This window comes from Streptomyces roseicoloratus, from assembly GCF_004117935.1.
Lineage (GTDB): Bacteria > Actinomycetota > Actinomycetes > Streptomycetales > Streptomycetaceae > Streptomyces > Streptomyces roseicoloratus.
The window spans coordinates 17,354-34,773 of sequence record NZ_SDOY01000158.1; the positions used below are offsets into that span (position 1 = coordinate 17,354).

Consider the following 17,420-nt stretch of genomic DNA (forward strand, 5'->3'; position numbering starts at 1 on the left):
TGGAGCAACAGGATGTCGCCCTGGCCCGTCTACACCGGAGCGAGCGAGCCGCACGACGGCATCGACGCGCTGCCCGCGCCGCCGCCGTGGCGTACGTTCGACGGCGGGCCGGCGCTGCCGCCCGCCCGGGACGGGGACGCCGACGGCGGGGCACCGGGCCGGGCGCACCGGGCCCGTACCTACCAGCCGACGCCCGAGACGGTGCGGCTGGTCAACGCGGCGCTGTATCTGCGGCGTCCGCTGCTGGTCACCGGTCCGCCGGGCAGCGGCAAGTCGAGCCTGGCCTACGCGGTGGCCCGCGAGCTGCGGCTGGGCCGGGTGCTGCGCTGGAACGTCACCAGCCGCGCCACGCTCACCGACGGGCTCTACCGCTACGACCCGCTGTCGAGGCTGTACGAGGCCGGCCGGTCCGTCGGGGACGAGCGGCAGCGCGGGGAGGCCGCGGTCGAGGACCATCTGCGGCTCGGCCCGCTGGGCACGGCCCTGCTCCCGTACGAACGGCCGCGGGTCCTGCTCATCGACGAGATCGACAAGGCGGACCTCGACCTGCCCAACGACCTGCTGCACGTCCTGGAGGACGGGCAGTACGAGATCCCGGAACTCGTACGGGCCGCCCGCTCCCACCCGGTGGCCGAGGTCATGGTGGCCGACGCGGAGGACCGGGTGCCGGTGTGTCACGGCGAAGTGCGCTGTCTCGCCTTCCCGTTCGTCGTGCTGACCAGCAACGGCGAGCGCGAGTTCCCGCCCGCCTTCCTGCGCCGCTGCGTCCGGCTCGAGCTGCGCCGCCCGCTGCGCGAGCAGCTGGAGGACATCGTGCGAGCCCACCTCGGGGAGCTCGACGAGCGGGACCACGCGCTCGTGGACACCTTTCTGCGCCGGGGCAGCGCGGGCGAACTGGCCACCGACCAGCTGCTCAACGCGATCTATCTGACCCGGACTTCGGGCCTGGGGGCGTCGACCCGCGAGGAGCTGGCGGAATCCCTGATGCCGTACCTGGGGCGGGCGGCGGAATCCTGGGACGTCGATGACGTCTGAGGCGCGTCCCGGGCGCGCCGGGGACAGCGGCGCGGGCCGGCTCGCCGCGCTCGCGAACGTCCTGGCGCAGGCCGGCGAGGAACCGCCGACGGGTCGGGAGCTGGCCGAACTGCTGTGGCTGGCCCGGCAGATGGGAGTCGGGGCCGACCGGAGGGGAACGACGGCGGATCCGGAGCCGCGGGAAGCGGAGGTGCCGCCCGACGAGTCGGCGCCGTCCGCCTTCGAGACGGGTCACCACCCGGCCGAACCCCCGCATCCGGAGCCGCCGTTCGCCTCGCCCCGGCCGTCACCCCGGTCCGCCGCGCCCCGGATCCCGCTCCGCGCCCCCGCGCCGTACGCCCCCCGAGCGGTACCGGAGTCGGCGGCCGGGCACGCACCGCTGCTGGCGCCCGCACCGCCCATGCTGGCCCGGCCGCTGGCCCTGCAGCGGTCGCTGCGGCCGTTGCGCCGCACGGTGCCGAGCGGATCCGGCCGGGAGCTGGACGAGACGGCGACGGCGGACCGCATCGCCTCGCTCTCCGCGCCCGGCTCGGGGCGGCGGCTGTGGCTCCCGGTGCTCCGGCCGCGCCAGGAACGCCGGCTGCACCTGTGGATCGTGGTCGACTCCGGCCCGACGATGTCGATGTGGCGGCCGCTGGCGCGGGAGCTCCGCACGGCGTTCGCGCAGACCGGCGCCTTCCGCACCCTGGACGTCCTCCGGCTCGGCGAGGACGGTCGGCTGCCCCGGCGCCACCGGGAGCGCGGCCGTACCGCCGTGCTCGTGCTCAGCGACGCGATGGGGCCGCAGTGGCGGGACGGCGCGGCGGGCCCGCGCTGGCGCGGGGCGCTCGCCGCGCTGGCCGCGGAGGGCCCGGTGGCGCTGCTCCAGCCGCTGCCGGAGCGCATGTGGCGGCACACCGCGGCGCCCGCCGTACCGGGGCGCTTCGCGTCCCCGGCCGCCGGGGTGCCGAACACGGCCCTCGCCTTCACGCCGTACGACGAACCGTACGGCGGCCCGTACGCCGGCCCGCGCGACGGTACGGACAGGGGCCCCGGCACGGTCCGGGTGCCGATCCCGATCCCGGTGCTCGAACCCTCCGAGGTCTGGCTGGGCAACTGGGCGGCGCTGGTGGCCTCCCCCTCCGGCACGGAGGTACCGGGCGCAGCGGCCTTCGTACGCCCGGGGGCCCTGCCGTCGCGCCCGGACGACGACGCGCTCGTGCCCGAGGAGGCGGACCCGGAGGAGCTGGTGCTGCGCTTCCGCGCCCTCGCCTCCCCGGAGGCGTACCGGCTGGCGGCGCACCTGGCGGTGGGCTCGGCCCATCTGCCGGTGATGCGGCTGGTGCAGGCGGCGGTCGAGGAGCGCCCCGAGCCGAGGCACCTGGCCGAGGTCGTCCTGAGCGGCATGCTCGTCGCGGAGCCGGGCGGCGCCCCCGGCGCGTACGACTTCCGTCCCGGCGTCCGCGAGCTGCTCCTGACCGCGCTCCCCCGCACGGCCCTGGTCCGCACGGCCGGTCTGCTGGCCCGCGTCAGCACCGAGATCGAGTCCCGCGCCGGTCTGCTGCCGGGCGAGTTCCGCGCCCTGGCCGAGACGCTGCACGCCCGGGGCGGCGAACGTGCGGCGGGCCGCCCGTTCGCGCTGCTGAGCGAGGAGAGCGTACGGCTGCTGAGCGGGCCGGTGGCGCCGCGGGGCGACGGCCCTCCAGCCGCCGCGCCGGCCACCCGTCCGCCGGTCGCCCGTCCGCCGGCAGCCGTGGCGTCGGCCGGCGAGCCGCCCCGGCTCGACGGCGACCGCTACGTGGTGCGCGGACGCGTCGGCGGCCACGTCATCCCGGTCTGGCGCGGCTACGACCGCTATCTGCAGCGCGAGGTGGACCTCTCCGTCTACACCTACTCCTCCTCGGACGGTGTGGCCCCCGGCGTCCGCTCGACCGCCACCGCGGACTTCCTGGCACGCGGCTATCAGGTCGCGCGGTTCTTCGGGACCTGGTCGCTCCGCGTGTACGACGCCGTGAGCCTCGACGGCGGCTGCTGTCTGGTGACCGAACCCGCGCCCGGGAGGACGCTGCGGCAGGTGATCGACAGCGCTGCGGGGCCGCTGCCCGCGGCGGCGGCCGTGGAGATCGGCCGGCGCGTGCTGACGGCTCTCCGCGACCTGCACGAAGGAACCGGACTCGGCCACGGCAACCTGTCACCCGACACCGTGTTCGGACCCGAGTACGAGGAATTCTGGCGTCTCGGCGCCCCGGGCCTGCTGTGGCCGGTCATGGAGGACCACGGCGCGCCCGAACGGGCGGAGTGCTACCGGGCCCCCGAGACCGGGCGGGGCACGCCGACCCACGAGGAAGACCTGTTCTCCCTCGGCTGCGTGCTGTACGAGCTGCTCACCGGGGCCCCGCCACGCCCCGGAGCCCGTCTTCCCCACGACCGGAGCGACCTGCCGGAACCGGTCACCCACACGGTGGCCAACCTGATGTCGGAGTCGCCGCGCGTCCGCCGCCGCGGGGCGGACGCCCTCGCCCGGGGCTTCACCGACACCGCCGCCGCGCCGCCGGAGCACTCGGACGTGACCTACCGTCTGCTCGGCCCGTTCCGGGTGACCGTACGGGGACGGGACGTCGCGGGCCTGCGGGACGGGGACGACCTCTTCCTCGCCCGGCTGCTGCTCGCGTACGGCACCGACGTCAGGACTCCGGACATGCTCGCGGTCACCGGGGGAACGGCCGACGACCTCCTGGAACGCTCCCGGCGTCTGCGCGGCCTCGGCCTTCCCGTCGAGGTCCGGGACGGCTCGTGGTCACTGCCGGTCCCGGAGGGCGCGCTCGACCTCTCCCGGGTCCTGGTCCACGTGGCCGAGGCGCGCGAAGCCCTGGACCGCGGCGACCGGCCACGGGCCCGCCGGTATCTGGTGAAGGCGCTCGACGTGTGGACCGACGAGGCGTTCGGCGGGCTGCGCGGTGCGTGGGCCGCGCGAGAGCGACGGCTTCTGGAGGGCTGGCGGGCGACGCTCCGGCACGACGTCGAGGTCGTCGACGCGGCGCTGGCGACCCGGGCCCGCTCGGCACCGGCCGGGCGGCTGCTCGTCAGCTCCTCCGCCGGCGTCGTCCCCGACCCGCACGTCGGCGAACTGGTCGTCCTGCTCGCCGAAGCCGCCTTCCCGGAGCTCGCTCCGGGGCACCGCTCGGGCATCGACCTGATCGACTCGCCGGTTCCCGCCTCCCGCCCGCTGCGCGAGGTCGTGGAATGGTGCGTGCGCACCCTCCCGTACGCCCTCGCCGAGTCGCTGCCCCGCGGGGTCGAACGACCGGTCCGGCTCACCGTCGCGGTGCACGAGAGCGACGTTTCCCCCGCGACACGGGCCGCACTCGCCGGTCACATGCCGATCCCTCGGAACGAGCCGCACGCCGAGGCGGTGGTGACGGTGGTGATCTCGCACGAGCTGTGGGCCGGGCTGCCGCGCCCGCTGCGCCGCGCCTTCCGCGACACCACGACGACGGCCGGCGGTCGCGAACACGTCGTGGTCGTCACGCGCCCGAGCTCCGACGGACCCGCCGGCCCCACCGCGCCGCCCTCCGACGACAGCCCGTTCGACCCGGTGTACTAGGTGTTCTGTCCGAGGGGCATCCGTGCGGCCCCGTACCGCCCCTACTCCTTCTCCCACCCCGCGTGCAGCCGGGACTTGACGTCGTCCGGGGGCAGGAACCTGGACCAGCGTTCCGGGAACTCCGACGGCATGTCCGGGTCGTCCTCGTCCACGTCCTCCTCCTCCGCGCGCAGGCGGGCGACCAGGTCGGCGGCCTGGGCGGCGCGGGCGCGTTCGTTGGCCTCGCGGGCGGCGGCCGTGGCGACGGAGGGCCAGACGCGGTCGATGGCGGCGTTGACGGCGGCGCCGACGAGCACGGCGAAGGCGGAGATGCCGATCCAGAGGAGGACGGCGATGGGGGCCGCCAGGGAGCCGTAGATGGTGGGGCCCTCGACCTGGCTGGTGAGGTAGATGCGCAGGACGAAGCTGCCGAGCACCCACATCGCGAGGGCGACGAGCGCTCCCGGGATGTCCTCGATCCACGGCGAGCGGACGGGGACGGAGACGTGGTACAGGGTCGTCAGGAAGGCGATGGAGAGCAGGATGACCGTCGGCCAGTACAGCACCGAGACGACTTCCGTGCCCCAGGGGACGAGCTGGACGAGCCGGTCGGGGCCGACGACGGCGAGCGGCAGCACGACGGCGCCGATGACGAGGGCCACGAGGTAGAGCAGGAAGGCCAGCAGCCGGGTCTTGACGATGCCGCGGTGGCCGTCGAGGCCGTACATCACCGTGATCGTGTCGATGAAGACGTTGACGGCCCGGGAGCCCGACCACAGGGCGATGGCGAAGCCGAGGGAGACGAGTTCGGGGCGTTTGCCCTGGGTGACGTCCTCCAGGAGCGGGCGGGCGATCTCGTTGACGCCCCGGTCGGAGAGGACGGTGCGGGCGGCGTGGAGGATGTTCTCCTCGATGCTGGCGACGGTGTCGGTGTTGGTCCACTCGTCGGCGTAGCCGAGCAGGGCGATCAGGCCGAGCAGCAGCGGGGGCAGCGACAGCAGGGTGAAGAAGGCGGCCTCGGCGGCCAGACCGAGGATGCGGTACTCGATGCACGAGTTGACCGTGTCCTTCAGGAGCAGCCAGACCATCTTCCGCTTGGAGACGTTGCGGTAGAGGACGCGAGCGCGGTGGAGCTTGCTCCAGGGCCGCGGGTCGCGCCGTTCGGGTGTTTCGTTTGCTGCCTGCACCTCCTTACCGTATCGGCATGGAAGCCGGCACCCACACCGTGACCAACCAGGCTCCGCCCCTGGTGGGATACGACATGTTCGCGACCGACCGGGCCCTGGCGGAGGCCGTGGAGCGCCATCTGCCGCCGGAGGTGTACGACGAGGCGCGCGAGGAGCTGACGGCCTTCGGGACCTCGGCGGGCTCCGCGCAGGCGCAGGAGTGGGGACGGCTCGCGAACGCGTTCCCGCCGCGGCTGCTGACGCACGACCGGTACGGCCACCGGATCGACGAGGTGGAGTTCCCTCCGGCGTGGCACCGGCTGCTCGGGCGCGGCGTGGCGGCGGGTCTGTCGGGTTCGGCGTGGGGCCGTCCGGGTGGTCATGTGCGGCGGGCGGCGGCGTTCGTGCTGGCCTCTCAGGTGGAGGCGGGGCACGGCTGCCCGCTGTCGATGACGCACGCGGCGGTGCCGGCGCTGCGGGCGGAGCCGGAGCTCGCGGAGGCGTGGGAGCCGCTGCTCGCCTCGCGGGTGTACGAGCAGGACCTGCGACCGCCGCTGGAGAAGGCGGGCGTGCTGCTCGGCATGGCGATGACGGAGAAACAGGGCGGCAGTGACGTACGGGCGAACACGACCCGGGCGGAGCCGCTGGCGGCCGACGGCGAGTACGTCCTGACGGGGCACAAGTGGTTCTGTTCGGCGCCGATGTCGGACGGGTTCCTGGTGCTGGCGCAGGCTCCGGCGGGGCTGACCTGTTTCCTCGTGCCCCGGGTGCTGCCGGACGGGAAGCGCAACGCCTTCGCGATCCAGCGGCTCAAGGACAAGCTGGGCAACCGGTCGAACGCCTCCGCCGAGGTCGAGTTCGACGGGTCGACGTGGGCGCGCCGGGTCGGCGAGGAGGGGCGCGGGGTGCGCACCGTCATCGGGATGGTGGCGGCGACCCGGCTCGACTGCGTGCTCGGTTCGGCCGCGCTGATGCGGCAGGCGGTGGCGCAGGCCGTGCACCACGCCTCGTACCGCCGCGCGTTCGGGAGCGTGCTGGTCGACCTGCCGCTGATGCGCAACGTGCTCGCCGATCTGGCACTGGAGTCGGAGGCGGCGACGGTGCTCGGGCTGCGGCTCGCGGCGGCGTACGACTCCGGTACGGACGGGGAGCGGGCGCTGCTGCGGCTCGCGGTGCCGGTGGCGAAGTACTGGGTGACGAAGCGGTGCACGCCGGTGGTGGCGGAGGCGCTGGAATGCCTGGGCGGGAACGGTTACGTGGAGGAGTCGGGGCTGCCGCGGCTGCTGCGCGAGTCGCCGCTGAACTCGATCTGGGAGGGCGCGGGGAACGTGCAGGCGCTGGACGTGCTGCGGGCGCTGCGGCGGGAACCGGCGGCGCTGAACGCCTACCTGACGGAGGTGGGGCGGGCGCGCGGCGAGGACCACCGGCTGGACCGGGCGATCCGGGACCTGCTGACGGAACTGGCCGATCTGGAGGGCGTCGAGGCGCGGGCGCGGCGGCTGGCCGAGCGGATGGCACGGGTGCTGCAGGGCGCGCTGCTGGTGCGGTGGGCGCCGCCGGAGGTGGCGGACGCGTTCTGCGCCTCGCGGCTCGGCGGGGACTGGGGGGCGTCGTTCGGGACGCTGCCGCACACGCTGGACCTGGCGGCGGTGGTGGACCGGGCCCGGCCGGAGCCGTCGTCGGAGGGCTGAGGCCGGGGAGGGGGTCGGCCGGCGGGCGTGATGCCGGCGTCCGGTCTCCGGCGCGGCGGGCCCGCTCCCGTGGGCCGTCGGCCGGTGCGGCGGGCCCGTTGCGGGGGTTGGCGGTCGGCGCGGTGGGCCTGTTGCGGGGGTTGGCGGTCGGCGCGGCGGGCCTGTTCCGTGGCCGGCGTCCATCGGCTGACGTTCCCGGTCGGGTGAACGTGCGTCCGGAGGGGCGGTCGCCGGGGTGACGGTGGTGTGGGTGTGCCGCGCGTGCCAGGGGTGGACCTGAGGGGGTCGGCACGCGCGGAAAAGCCGAGGGTGGTGCTGCGCCGACACGGCACCACCCTCCGCTTCGGCTCCACCCTCTCTCCGGAGGGGCGGGGGTTGCCAGAGTTGCAAGGGGTTGCAGGATTACGGGAAGCAGCCCGCACGTGACGCTGTGGAGCGGCACGATGGGCGCCGGGACGCACACCGTGCAGAACCGATACAGCTCCGACGCAGCACCGAGACAGCACCGTGCAGGGCTGGGAGGGACCGATGAACCGAGCACAGGTCGACCTGAACCGGCTGGCCGCGATGGACGCCGCCAAGGCGACCCGGCTGCTGCACCAGGTCCGCGAGGAGACCCTGGCCGGCCGCAGACCGCCGGTGGCGCCGCGCCCGGTGATCGACGCGTCCTGGCAGCGGATGTTCCGGCTGGGCCTGGATCCGGACCGGAGCACGAGCAGCGTGCTGCTGCAGCGCGACGAGCTGGAGGAGCGGCGCCGCTCCTCCGTGCTCGGCGAGGTGATGCGGACGCTCAGCGCGGGACTCGCCGGGATCGCCGACGCCTCCATGCAGATCATGGTGGTGACGGACGAGCTGGGCCGGGTGCTGTGGCGCGAGGGCAACCTCGCGGTGCTGCGCCAGGCCAACGGGATCTGTCTCGAGGAGGGCGCGGCCTGGAGCGAGCAGACCACCGGGACCAACGCGGTGGGCACGGCGCTCGCCATGGGCAGGGCCGTGCAGGTGCACTCGGCCGAGCACTACGTGCACACCCTGCACAACTGGACCTGCGCCGCCGCGCCCGTCCACGATCCTCGCGACCAGCGGCTGCTCGGCATCGTCGACGTGAGCGGGCCGGCGTCCAGCTTCCATCCGGCGACGCTCGCGCTGGTCGGTTCGGTGGCGCAGCTCGCGGAGGCGGAGATGCGGGACCGCCATCTGCGGTCGATCGAGCGGCTCCGTTCGGTGGCCGCGCCCATCCTGTGCCGGATCGGCGGCCGGGCGATCGCCGTGGACGCCCACGGGTGGACGGCGGCCGTGACCGGGATGGCGCCGGTGGACCGGCTGCCGTTGCCCAAGTCCTTCCGGGCGGGCCGGGTGTGGCTGCCGTCACTCGGCATGTGCGCGGTGGAGCCGCTGCCCGGCGGCTGGCTGCTGCGGGTCCAGGAGGACGCCCGGACGTCGGACCCCGCCTCGGGCGCGGCGAGCCGGGTCGTGCTGGACCTGAGCCGGCCGCGCCGCTGGACGGTGTCCGTGTCGGGCACGGCGGGGAGCTGGTCCCAGGAGCTCAGCCCGCGCCACGCCGAGCTGCTGTACCTCCTCGCCCTCCACCCGGAGGGCCGGACGGCGGCGGAACTGGCGCAGGACGTGTTCGGCGACCGGACGAGGACGGTGACCGTACGGGCGGAGCTGTCGCGGGTACGCCGCAACCTGGCCGGCGTCCTGGCGCACCGCCCGTACCGCTTCAGCGAGGAGGTGGAGGTGGAGCTCCGCCGCCCGGCCCACCCGGTGGACCTGCTCCCCCAGTCGACGGCCCCGGCGGTACTGGCGGCCCGCAGCGCGATGACGGCGTGACGGCGGTGTGGGGGAAGGCCGACGACTTGCCCGGGGCACCGCCGTCCGGGGCCGCCGCGTCACGTCCACGTCTGTCCGTATGCCGGACACCTTGTCCGCCAGGACCGAACGCGGTAGGAATCCGCGGCTCCGCATGATGCGATAAGCCCATGAGCATCACTCTCACCACCTGGTCCCTGGAACAGACCTCACCGTCCGACCTGCGCCCCGTCCCCGCCCCCGAGGGCCGGGACGACCTGCGGATCGTGCGCGCCGAGGTGCCCTCGGCGGAGTTCAGCCGCTTCCTCTACACCGCGGTCGGCGGCGACATCGCCTGGAACGACCGGCTCTCGCTCACGTACGCGCAGTGGCAGGAGATAGTGGAGAAGCCGGGCGCCGAGATCTGGGTGGCGTACGAGAAGGGGACGCCGGCCGGGTACGTGGAGCTGGACCCGCAGGACGACGGCGTGGTGGAGATCGTCTACTTCGGCCTGATCCCCGCCTTCCGGGGCCGCGGGATCGGCGGCCGTCTCCTTACTCACGGCGTGGAGCGCGCCTGGGACCTGGCGGACCGCTGGCCGGGCCGGGCCCCGACCAAGCGGGTGTGGCTGCACACCTGCTCCCTGGACGGCGAGCACGCGATGGCCAACTACCAGCGCCGCGGCTTCCGCCTCTTCGACACCAAGGTCGAGGAGATCGAGGCGCCGGGCAACCCGGGCCCGTGGCCCGGCGCCCACGCCTGAGCACACCGCCCGCGCCCGGGCGCACCGCCCACCCCTGAGCGCACCGCCCGTCGCCGCGCCACCCGCGCCACACTGCCCGTCGCCGCGCCACCCGCGCCGCACCGCCGGCACCGCCGTCGCCGTGAAGGGGCCCTGAGCTGGGCCCCTTTCGCGTGACCCACGCCACACCATCTCGCAGAGCGAGACCCAACTGTCCATATTCTGGACGAAGCTGGACTGGGTCCAAAGCCCCGTGACACGCTTCCGTCATGTCTGGAACTGGAATTGCCTTGGTGAGTCGGCGGCACGTCGACCTCGGCCGCATGTCCAGCGCCATCTGTTCGGTGCGCTGAGAAGACCAGCACCACCGAACCTCTCTCCTGACGTCCTGAACTCTGCGCACTGTCGCGCCACCTCCTACCCGAGCGCGAGTGTGCAGGTCAGAGCCGCCCTCTCGCAGTCCCGAAGGACAAAACGCCATGGCCGCCACCCCGGAAAACCCCACTCCCGCCGCCGCCCGCCGCAAGACCGGGCGCCACCGTGGCGAGGGTCAGTGGGCCGCGGGGCACTTCACCCCGCTGAACGGCAATGAGCAGTTCAAGAAGGATGACGACGGTCTCAATGTACGGACACGTATTGAGACGATCTACTCCAAGCGGGGCTTCGACTCCATCGACCCCAACGACCTGCGCGGCCGCATGCGCTGGTGGGGCCTCTACACCCAGCGTCGCGAGGGTCTGGACGGCACCAAGACCGGTGTCCTGGAGCCGGAGGAGCTGGACGCCGAGTACTTCATGCTCCGCGTCCGCATCGACGGCGGCCGGCTGACCACCGAGCAGCTGCGGGTGATCGGCGAGATCTCCCAGGAGTTCGCGCGCGGCACCGCCGACATCACCGACCGGCAGAACGTCCAGTACCACTGGATCCGCATCGAGGACGTCCCGGAGATCTGGAACCGCCTGGAGGCGGTCGGCCTGTCGACCACCGAGGCCTGCGGCGACACCCCGCGCACCATCCTCGGCTCGCCGGTCGCCGGCATCGCGGCGGACGAGATCATCGACGGCACGCCCGCCATCGACGAGATCCACCGCCGGATCGTCGGCAACAAGGACTTCTCCAACCTGCCGCGCAAGTTCAAGACGGCGATCTCCGGCTCGCCTCTGCTCGACGTGGCGCACGAGATCAACGACGTCGCCTTCGTCGGCGTGGTCCACCCCGAGCACGGCCCCGGCTTCGACGTGTGGGTGGGCGGCGGCCTGTCCACCAACCCGAAGCTCGGTGTCCGCCTCGGCACCTGGGTGTCGCTCGACGAGGTCGCCGACGTCCACGAGGGGATCATCTCGATCTTCCGTGACTACGGTTACCGCCGGCTGCGCAACCGCGCCCGCCTGAAGTTCCTCGTCGCCGACTGGGGCGCGGAGAAGTTCCGTCAGGTCCTGGAGGACGAGTACCTCAAGCGCAAGCTGACCGACGGCCCCGCCCCGGCGGAGCCGGCCGGCCGCTGGCGCGACCACGTGGGCGTCCACAAGCAGCAGGACGGCCGCTACTACGTGGGCTTCGCCCCGCGCGTGGGCCGGGTCGACGGCACCACCCTGACGAAGATCGCCGAGATCGCCGAGGCGCACGGCTCGGGCCGGGTCCGCACCACCACCGAGCAGAAGATGATCGTCCTCGACGTCGAGGAGGCTCAGGTCGAGTCGATCGTCTCCGCCCTCGAGTCGCTGGACCTGCGGGTCACCCCCTCGCCGTTCCGGCGCGGCACGATGGCCTGCACCGGCATCGAGTTCTGCAAGCTGGCCATCGTCGAGACCAAGGGCCGCGGCGCCTCGCTGATCGACGAACTGGAGCGCCGCATCCCGGAGTTCGACGAGCCGCTCACCATCAACATCAACGGCTGCCCGAACGCCTGCGCCCGCATCCAGGTCGCGGACATCGGCCTCAAGGGCCAGCTGGTCCTGGACGACGAGGGCAACCGCGTCGAGGGCTACCAGGTGCACCTGGGCGGCGCGCTGGGCCTGGAGGCCGGCTTCGGCCGCAAGGTCCGCGGCCTGAAGGTCACCGCGGCCGAACTGCCCGACTACGTCGAGCGGGTCCTCAAGCGCTTCGAGGCGGAGCGCGAGGACGGCGAGCGCTTCGCCACCTGGGCGTCCCGCGCCTCGGAAGAGGCGCTCTCGTGAGCGAGCGGGCGGCGCCGTTCCACTGCCCGTACTGCGGGGACGAGGACCTGCGCCCCGGCGAGCAGGGACACGGCGCCTGGGAATGCCGGGCGTGCAGCCGAGCCTTCCAGCTGAAGTTCCTGGGGCTACTGGCTCCCGGCACTTCGAGCAACACCGGTGGAGGGAAAGAGATATGACGACCACTCAGGACGTGACGGACGCGACCGCGGCCGACCTGAAGGCACTCGCCGAGCAGGCCGGCCGCGAGCTGGAGGACGCCTCCGCCCTGGAGATCCTCCAGTGGGCCGCCGACACCTTCGGCAAGCGCTTCTGCGTCACCTCCTCCATGGAGGACGCGGTCGTCGCCCACCTCGCCTCGCGCGCCATGCCCGGTGTGGACGTCGTCTTCCTCGACACCGGCTACCACTTCGAGGAGACCATCGGCACCCGTGACGCCGTCGACGCCGTCATGGACGTCAACGTCATCACCCTCACCCCGCGGCAGACCGTCGCCGAGCAGGACGCCGAGTACGGCCCGAAGCTGCACGACCGCGACCCCGACCTGTGCTGCGCGCTGCGCAAGATCAAGCCCCTCGAAGAGGGCCTGACCGCGTACGCCGCGTGGGCGACCGGCCTGCGCCGCGACGAGTCCCCGACCCGGGCGAACACCCCGGTCGTCGGCTGGGACGAGAAGCGGCAGAAGGTGAAGGTCTCCCCGATCGCCCGCTGGACCCAGGACGACGTCGAGGCGTACGTCCTGGAGCACGGGGTGCTCACCAACCCGCTCCTCATGGACGGTTACACGTCCGTCGGCTGTGCCCCCTGCACCCGCCGGGTCCTCGAGGGCGAGGACGCCCGGGCCGGCCGCTGGGCCGGGCGCACCAAGACCGAATGCGGGCTGCACGGCTGATGACCACCACCCCTCAGACCTCCCCGACCTCCCAGACCTCCCAGGAGAACCACGTGACCGGTGCCACCATCTGGCTCACGGGCCTGCCGAGCGCCGGCAAGACCACCATCGCGTACGAGCTGGCCGGCCGGCTGCGCGAGGAGGGTCACCGCGTCGAGGTCCTCGACGGCGACGAGATCCGCGAGTTCCTGTCGGCGGGCCTCGGCTTCAGCCGCGAGGACCGGCACACGAACGTGCAGCGGATCGGCTTCGTCGCCGAGCTGCTCGCCTCGCACGGCGTGAAGGTCCTGGTCCCCGTGATCGCCCCGTACGCCGACAGCCGCGAGGCGGTCCGCAAGCGCCACCAGGCCGAGGCCACCGCCTTCGTCGAGGTGCACGTGGCCACTCCGGTGGAGGTGTGCTCGGTCCGTGACGTCAAGGGCCTGTACGCCAAGCAGGCCGCGGGCGAGATCAGCGGCCTGACCGGCGTCGACGACCCGTACGAGGCCCCCGAGTCGCCCGATCTGCGGATCGAGTCCCAGAACCAGACCGTGCAGGAGTCCGCGGCGCAGCTCCACGCGCTGCTCACCGAGAGGGGTCTGCTGTGACCACCGTTGCCCACGTCCACGACGCCACCGGCAGCCCGTTCGCGCTGTCGCACCTCGACTCCCTGGAGTCCGAGGCCGTGCACATCTTCCGCGAGGTGGCGGGCGAGTTCGAGCGGCCGGTGATCCTCTTCTCCGGCGGCAAGGACTCCATCGTCATGCTGCACCTGGCGCTGAAGGCCTTCGCCCCCGCGGCGGTGCCCTTCTCGCTGCTGCACGTCGACACGGGACACAACTTCCCCGAGGTCATCGAGTACCGCGACCGCGTGGTCGCCGAGCACGGACTGCGCCTGCACGTCGCCTCCGTGCAGGAGTACATCGACGCCGGCAAGCTGCGCGAGCGCCCGGACGGCACCCGCAACCCGCTGCAGACCGTGCCGCTGACCGAGGCGATCCAGCAGCACCGCTTCGACGCCGTGTTCGGCGGCGGCCGCCGCGACGAGGAGAAGGCCCGCGCCAAGGAGCGGGTGTTCAGCCTCCGCGACGAGTTCTCCCAGTGGGACCCCCGCCGCCAGCGGCCCGAGCTGTGGCAGCTGTACAACGGCCGGCACGCCCCCGGCGAGCACGTCCGGGTGTTCCCGCTGTCCAACTGGACCGAGCTGGACGTCTGGCAGTACATCCAGCGCGAGAAGATCGCGCTGCCGGAGATCTACTTCGCGCACGAGCGTGAGGTGTTCCAGCGCAACGGCATGTGGCTGACCGCCGGCGACTGGGGCGGCCCGAAGGACTCCGAGACCGTCGAGACGCGTCTCATCCGCTACCGCACCGTCGGCGACATGTCCTGCACCGGCGCGGTGGACTCCGACGCCACCACGCTGGAAGCCGTCATCAACGAGATCGCCGCGTCCCGGCTCACCGAGCGGGGCGCCACCCGGGCGGACGACAAGCTGTCCGAGGCCGCGATGGAAGACCGCAAGCGCGAAGGGTACTTCTAACCATGAGCACGTTCACCGAAGAGCCCACCTCCGGGCACGCCGAGCTCGCGGCCACCACCCTGCTGCGTTTCGCCACCGCCGGCTCCGTCGACGACGGCAAGTCGACCCTGGTGGGCCGGCTGCTGCACGACTCCAAGTCGGTGCTCGCCGACCAGCTGGAGGCCGTGGAGCACGCCTCGCGCTCGCGTGGCCAGGAGGCGCCGGACCTGGCGCTGCTCACCGACGGTCTGCGGGCCGAGCGCGAGCAGGGCATCACCATCGACGTGGCGTACCGCTACTTCGCGACCCCGCGGCGCCGGTTCATCCTGGCCGACACGCCCGGGCACGTGCAGTACACCCGGAACATGGTCACCGGCGCCTCCACGGCCGAGCTGGCCGTGGTCCTCGTCGACGCCCGCAACGGCGTCGTCGAGCAGACCCGCCGGCACGCCGCCGTCGCCGCACTGCTCCGCGTCCCGCACGTGGTGCTCGCCGTGAACAAGATGGACCTCGTCGACTACGCCGAGCCCGTCTTCGCCGCGATCGCCGAGGAGTTCACGACGTACGCCTCGGAGCTGGGCGTCCCGGAGATCACCGCGATCCCGATCTCCGCGCTCGCCGGCGACAACGTCGTGGAGCCGTCCGCCAACATGGACTGGTACGGCGGCCCGACGGTCCTCGAGCACCTCGAGACCGTCCCGGTCAGCCACGACCTGACGGCCTGCCACGCGCGCTTCCCGGTGCAGTACGTGATCCGTCCGCAGACCGCCGAGCACCCCGACTACCGCGGCTACGCGGGCCAGATCGCGGCCGGCGCGTTCCGGGTCGGCGAGCAGGTCACCGTCCTGCCGTCCGGAAGGACGTCCACGATCACGGCGATCGACGCGCTGGGCGAGTCCGTGGACATCGCCTGGGCGCCGCAGTCGGTCACCATCCGGCTCGCCGACGACATCGACATCTCCCGCGGCGACCTGCTCGCCCCGGTCGCCGACGCCCCGGCCACCAGCCAGGACGTCGAGGCCACCGTCTGCCACGTGGCGGACCAGCCGCTGACCGTGGGCCAGCGGGTGCTGCTCAAGCACACCACCCGCACGGTCAAGGCGATCGTGAAGGAGATCCCGTCCCGGCTCACCCTGGACGACCTCTCCCAGCACCCGAACCCCGGGCAGCTCGTCGCCAACGACATCGGCCGGGTCACGGTCCGCACCGCCGAGCCGCTCGCGCTCGACGCGTACGCCGACTCCCGCCGCACCGGTTCGTTCCTGCTGATCGACCCGGCCGACGGCACCACGCTGGCCGCCGGCATGGCGGGCGAGTCCTTCGCCGGCGCCAAGGCCGCGCCGGCCGCCGAGGACGAGGACGGCTGGGACTTCTGATGGGTCACCAGGACATCGGCGGCGGCTTCGCCGCAGAGAGCGGCCGCTTCGGCTCGGTCGCCCTCGGTGCGGGCCGGGGAGGTGTGGCGCGATGTGCGTGCTGACCCCTGTGCGCCGCCGTGGCGCGACGCCGCTCCACTCCGTACGACACCGCCACAAACGCAGACTTCGCTGAAGCCGAACCGAGGGGAACACCTCCCGTGCCTGCCACCACCCGTACCACCCTGCGCCGCGGCCTGGCCGCCGCAGCCGCACTGCCGCTCCTGATCGCGGCGCTCGCCTCGTGCGGCTACGGCTCCCAGGCCAAGAACGACCAGAAGAAGGTGGCCGCCGTGGGCGAGAAGCTCTCCGCGGACTCCGTACGGCTCGGGTACTTCCCCAACCTCACGCACGCGACGGCCCTGGTCGGCGACCGTGAGGGCATCTTCCAGAAGGAACTGGGCGGCACGCAGCTGAAGGTGTCGACCTTCAACGCGGGCCCGTCCGCCATCGAGGCGCTGAACGCCGGCTCGATCGACATCGGCTTCATCGGTCCCTCGCCGGCCATCAACGGCTACACCAAGTCCCAGGGCAAGAACCTGCGCATCGTGGCGGGTTCGGCCTCGGGCGGTGTGAAGCTGGTGGTCAACCCGGAGAAGATCAAGACGGTCGACGACGTCAAGGGCAAGCGGATCGCCACGCCGCAGCTCGGCAACACCCAGGACGTGGCCTTCCTCAACTGGGTGTCCGAGCAGGGCTGGAAGGTCGACTCGCAGTCCGGCAAGGGCGACGTCTCCGTGCTGCGCACCGACAACAAGATCGCCCCGAACGCCTACAAGTCCGGCGCGATCGACGGCGCGTGGGTGCCCGAGCCGATCGCGTCGAAGCTGGTGAGCCAGGGCGCGAAGGTCCTGCTCGACGAGTCCGAGCTGTGGCCGGACAAGCAGTTCGTCATCACCAACGTCATCGTGTCGCAGACGTTCCTCGAGCAGCACCCGGACGTGGTCGAGGCCGTCCTGCGGGGCTCGGTGAGGACCAACGCGTGGATCGCCGCCCACTCGGAGCAGGCGAAGGCCTCCGCCAACGCCCGGCTGGAGGAGCTCACCGGCAAGCCGCTCGCCGACGACGTGATCGACGGCGCCTGGCCGTCGATCCGGTTCACCGACGACCCGCTGGCCACGACGCTCCAGGCGCAGGCGGACCACGCGGTGAAGTCCGGGCTGCTGAAGAAGCCCGACCTGACCGGGATCTACGACCTGAAGCCGCTGAACAGGGTCCTGAAGGCCGCGGGCCGGCCCGAGGCGTCCGACGCCGGTCTCGGCGTCAAGTAACGAAGTCCGTAAGCGCTACCCAGGAGGTGACGACCATGGCCACGACCACGACGCTCGCCAAGGCCGAGGACCGCGTCCACGCGACGGGTCACGCGGCGCGGATCGAGCACGTCTCGAAGTCCTTCGGCGGTCCCGCCGGCGGGCAGCTCGTCCTCGACGACATCAGCCTCGACGTCGCCCCCGGC

Annotated in this window: 14 protein-coding genes and 1 pseudogene; 14 read left to right on the forward strand and 1 reads right to left on the reverse strand. The window is 73.0% G+C overall.

The features are described 5' to 3' along the window. The first annotated feature begins 12 nt into the window (after positions 1 to 12). Positions 13 to 1,035, forward strand: a complete 1,023-nt coding sequence (locus ESG85_RS27595) for an AAA family ATPase (protein WP_128983879.1) — start codon at positions 13 to 15, stop codon at positions 1,033 to 1,035. Continuing rightward, on the forward strand, positions 1,025 to 4,618 hold the full coding sequence (locus tag ESG85_RS27600; protein ID WP_128983881.1) for an SAV_2336 N-terminal domain-related protein: 3,594 nt from the start codon (positions 1,025 to 1,027) through the stop codon (positions 4,616 to 4,618). The genes ESG85_RS27595 and ESG85_RS27600 overlap by 11 nt, the downstream gene beginning before the upstream one ends. Before the next feature lie 41 nt (positions 4,619 to 4,659). Here the strand turns inward: ESG85_RS27600 and ESG85_RS27605 are convergent, their stop codons facing one another. Next, the gene (locus ESG85_RS27605) at positions 4,660 to 5,784 is read right to left on the reverse strand and encodes a YihY/virulence factor BrkB family protein (protein ID WP_128983883.1); all 1,125 of its coding nucleotides are present in this window, start codon (positions 5,782 to 5,784) and stop codon (positions 4,660 to 4,662) included. Between the two features lie 17 nt (positions 5,785 to 5,801). Between ESG85_RS27605 and ESG85_RS27610 the strand changes: the two genes are divergently transcribed. The 12 genes and pseudogenes from ESG85_RS27610 to ESG85_RS27660 form a co-directional block, all read left to right on the forward strand. Then, a complete protein-coding gene (locus ESG85_RS27610) occupies positions 5,802 to 7,454 on the forward strand; it encodes an acyl-CoA dehydrogenase family protein (RefSeq protein ID WP_128983885.1) in 1,653 nt (550 codons plus the stop codon). Between the two features lie 528 nt (positions 7,455 to 7,982). Further along, the gene (locus ESG85_RS27615) at positions 7,983 to 9,284 is read left to right on the forward strand and encodes a helix-turn-helix domain-containing protein (RefSeq protein WP_128983887.1); all 1,302 of its coding nucleotides are present in this window, start codon (positions 7,983 to 7,985) and stop codon (positions 9,282 to 9,284) included. A 149-nt stretch (positions 9,285 to 9,433) separates the two neighbouring features. Beyond that, on the forward strand, positions 9,434 to 10,006 hold the full coding sequence (locus ESG85_RS27620; protein WP_128983889.1) for a GNAT family N-acetyltransferase: 573 nt from the start codon (positions 9,434 to 9,436) through the stop codon (positions 10,004 to 10,006). A gap of 248 nt (positions 10,007 to 10,254) precedes the next feature. Beyond that, entirely contained in the window at positions 10,255 to 10,338 is an 84-nt protein-coding gene (locus ESG85_RS37040; RefSeq protein WP_374050382.1) for a putative leader peptide, read from the forward strand. A gap of 126 nt (positions 10,339 to 10,464) precedes the next feature. Beyond that, entirely contained in the window at positions 10,465 to 12,162 is a 1,698-nt protein-coding gene (locus ESG85_RS27625; protein WP_128983891.1) for a nitrite/sulfite reductase, read from the forward strand. Continuing rightward, positions 12,159 to 12,338, forward strand: coding sequence for a hypothetical protein (locus ESG85_RS36315; protein ID WP_128983901.1), 180 nt, complete (start codon positions 12,159 to 12,161; stop codon positions 12,336 to 12,338). Before ESG85_RS27625 ends, ESG85_RS36315 begins: the two co-directional genes overlap by 4 nt. Next, the gene (locus ESG85_RS27635) at positions 12,335 to 13,051 is read left to right on the forward strand and encodes a phosphoadenylyl-sulfate reductase (protein ID WP_128983904.1); all 717 of its coding nucleotides are present in this window, start codon (positions 12,335 to 12,337) and stop codon (positions 13,049 to 13,051) included. Before ESG85_RS36315 ends, ESG85_RS27635 begins: the two co-directional genes overlap by 4 nt. Continuing rightward, the gene (gene cysC / locus ESG85_RS27640; protein ID WP_128983906.1) at positions 13,051 to 13,638 is read left to right on the forward strand and encodes an adenylyl-sulfate kinase; all 588 of its coding nucleotides are present in this window, start codon (positions 13,051 to 13,053) and stop codon (positions 13,636 to 13,638) included. The genes ESG85_RS27635 and cysC overlap by 1 nt, the downstream gene beginning before the upstream one ends. Next, complete coding sequence (gene cysD / locus ESG85_RS27645) at positions 13,635 to 14,570, forward strand: sulfate adenylyltransferase subunit CysD (protein WP_128983907.1); 936 nt, start codon at positions 13,635 to 13,637, stop codon at positions 14,568 to 14,570. The genes cysC and cysD overlap by 4 nt, the downstream gene beginning before the upstream one ends. A 2-nt stretch (positions 14,571 to 14,572) precedes the next feature. Further along, positions 14,573 to 15,925, forward strand: coding sequence for a sulfate adenylyltransferase subunit 1 (locus ESG85_RS27650; RefSeq protein ID WP_128983908.1), 1,353 nt, complete (start codon positions 14,573 to 14,575; stop codon positions 15,923 to 15,925). A gap of 200 nt (positions 15,926 to 16,125) precedes the next feature. After that, positions 16,126 to 17,235, forward strand: coding sequence for an aliphatic sulfonate ABC transporter substrate-binding protein (locus tag ESG85_RS27655; protein WP_128983909.1), 1,110 nt, complete (start codon positions 16,126 to 16,128; stop codon positions 17,233 to 17,235). A gap of 35 nt (positions 17,236 to 17,270) precedes the next feature. After that, positions 17,271 to 17,420, forward strand: a pseudogene (locus tag ESG85_RS27660) (ABC transporter ATP-binding protein); the annotation flags it as partial.

Coding starts and splice junctions, on each gene's coding strand:
- ESG85_RS27650 (WP_128983908.1), top strand. CDS start 14,573: ATGAGCACGTTCACCGAAGAGCCCACCTCCGGGCACGCCGAGCTCGCG.
- ESG85_RS27610 (WP_128983885.1), top strand. CDS start 5,802: ATGGAAGCCGGCACCCACACCGTGACCAACCAGGCTCCGCCCCTGGTG.
- ESG85_RS27625 (WP_128983891.1), top strand. CDS start 10,465: ATGGCCGCCACCCCGGAAAACCCCACTCCCGCCGCCGCCCGCCGCAAG.
- cysC (WP_128983906.1), top strand. CDS start 13,051: ATGACCACCACCCCTCAGACCTCCCCGACCTCCCAGACCTCCCAGGAG.
- ESG85_RS37040 (WP_374050382.1), top strand. CDS start 10,255: ATGTCTGGAACTGGAATTGCCTTGGTGAGTCGGCGGCACGTCGACCTC.
- ESG85_RS27615 (WP_128983887.1), top strand. CDS start 7,983: ATGAACCGAGCACAGGTCGACCTGAACCGGCTGGCCGCGATGGACGCC.
- ESG85_RS27600 (WP_128983881.1), top strand. CDS start 1,025: ATGACGTCTGAGGCGCGTCCCGGGCGCGCCGGGGACAGCGGCGCGGGC.
- ESG85_RS27620 (WP_128983889.1), top strand. CDS start 9,434: ATGAGCATCACTCTCACCACCTGGTCCCTGGAACAGACCTCACCGTCC.
- ESG85_RS27595 (WP_128983879.1), top strand. CDS start 13: ATGTCGCCCTGGCCCGTCTACACCGGAGCGAGCGAGCCGCACGACGGC.
- ESG85_RS27635 (WP_128983904.1), top strand. CDS start 12,335: ATGACGACCACTCAGGACGTGACGGACGCGACCGCGGCCGACCTGAAG.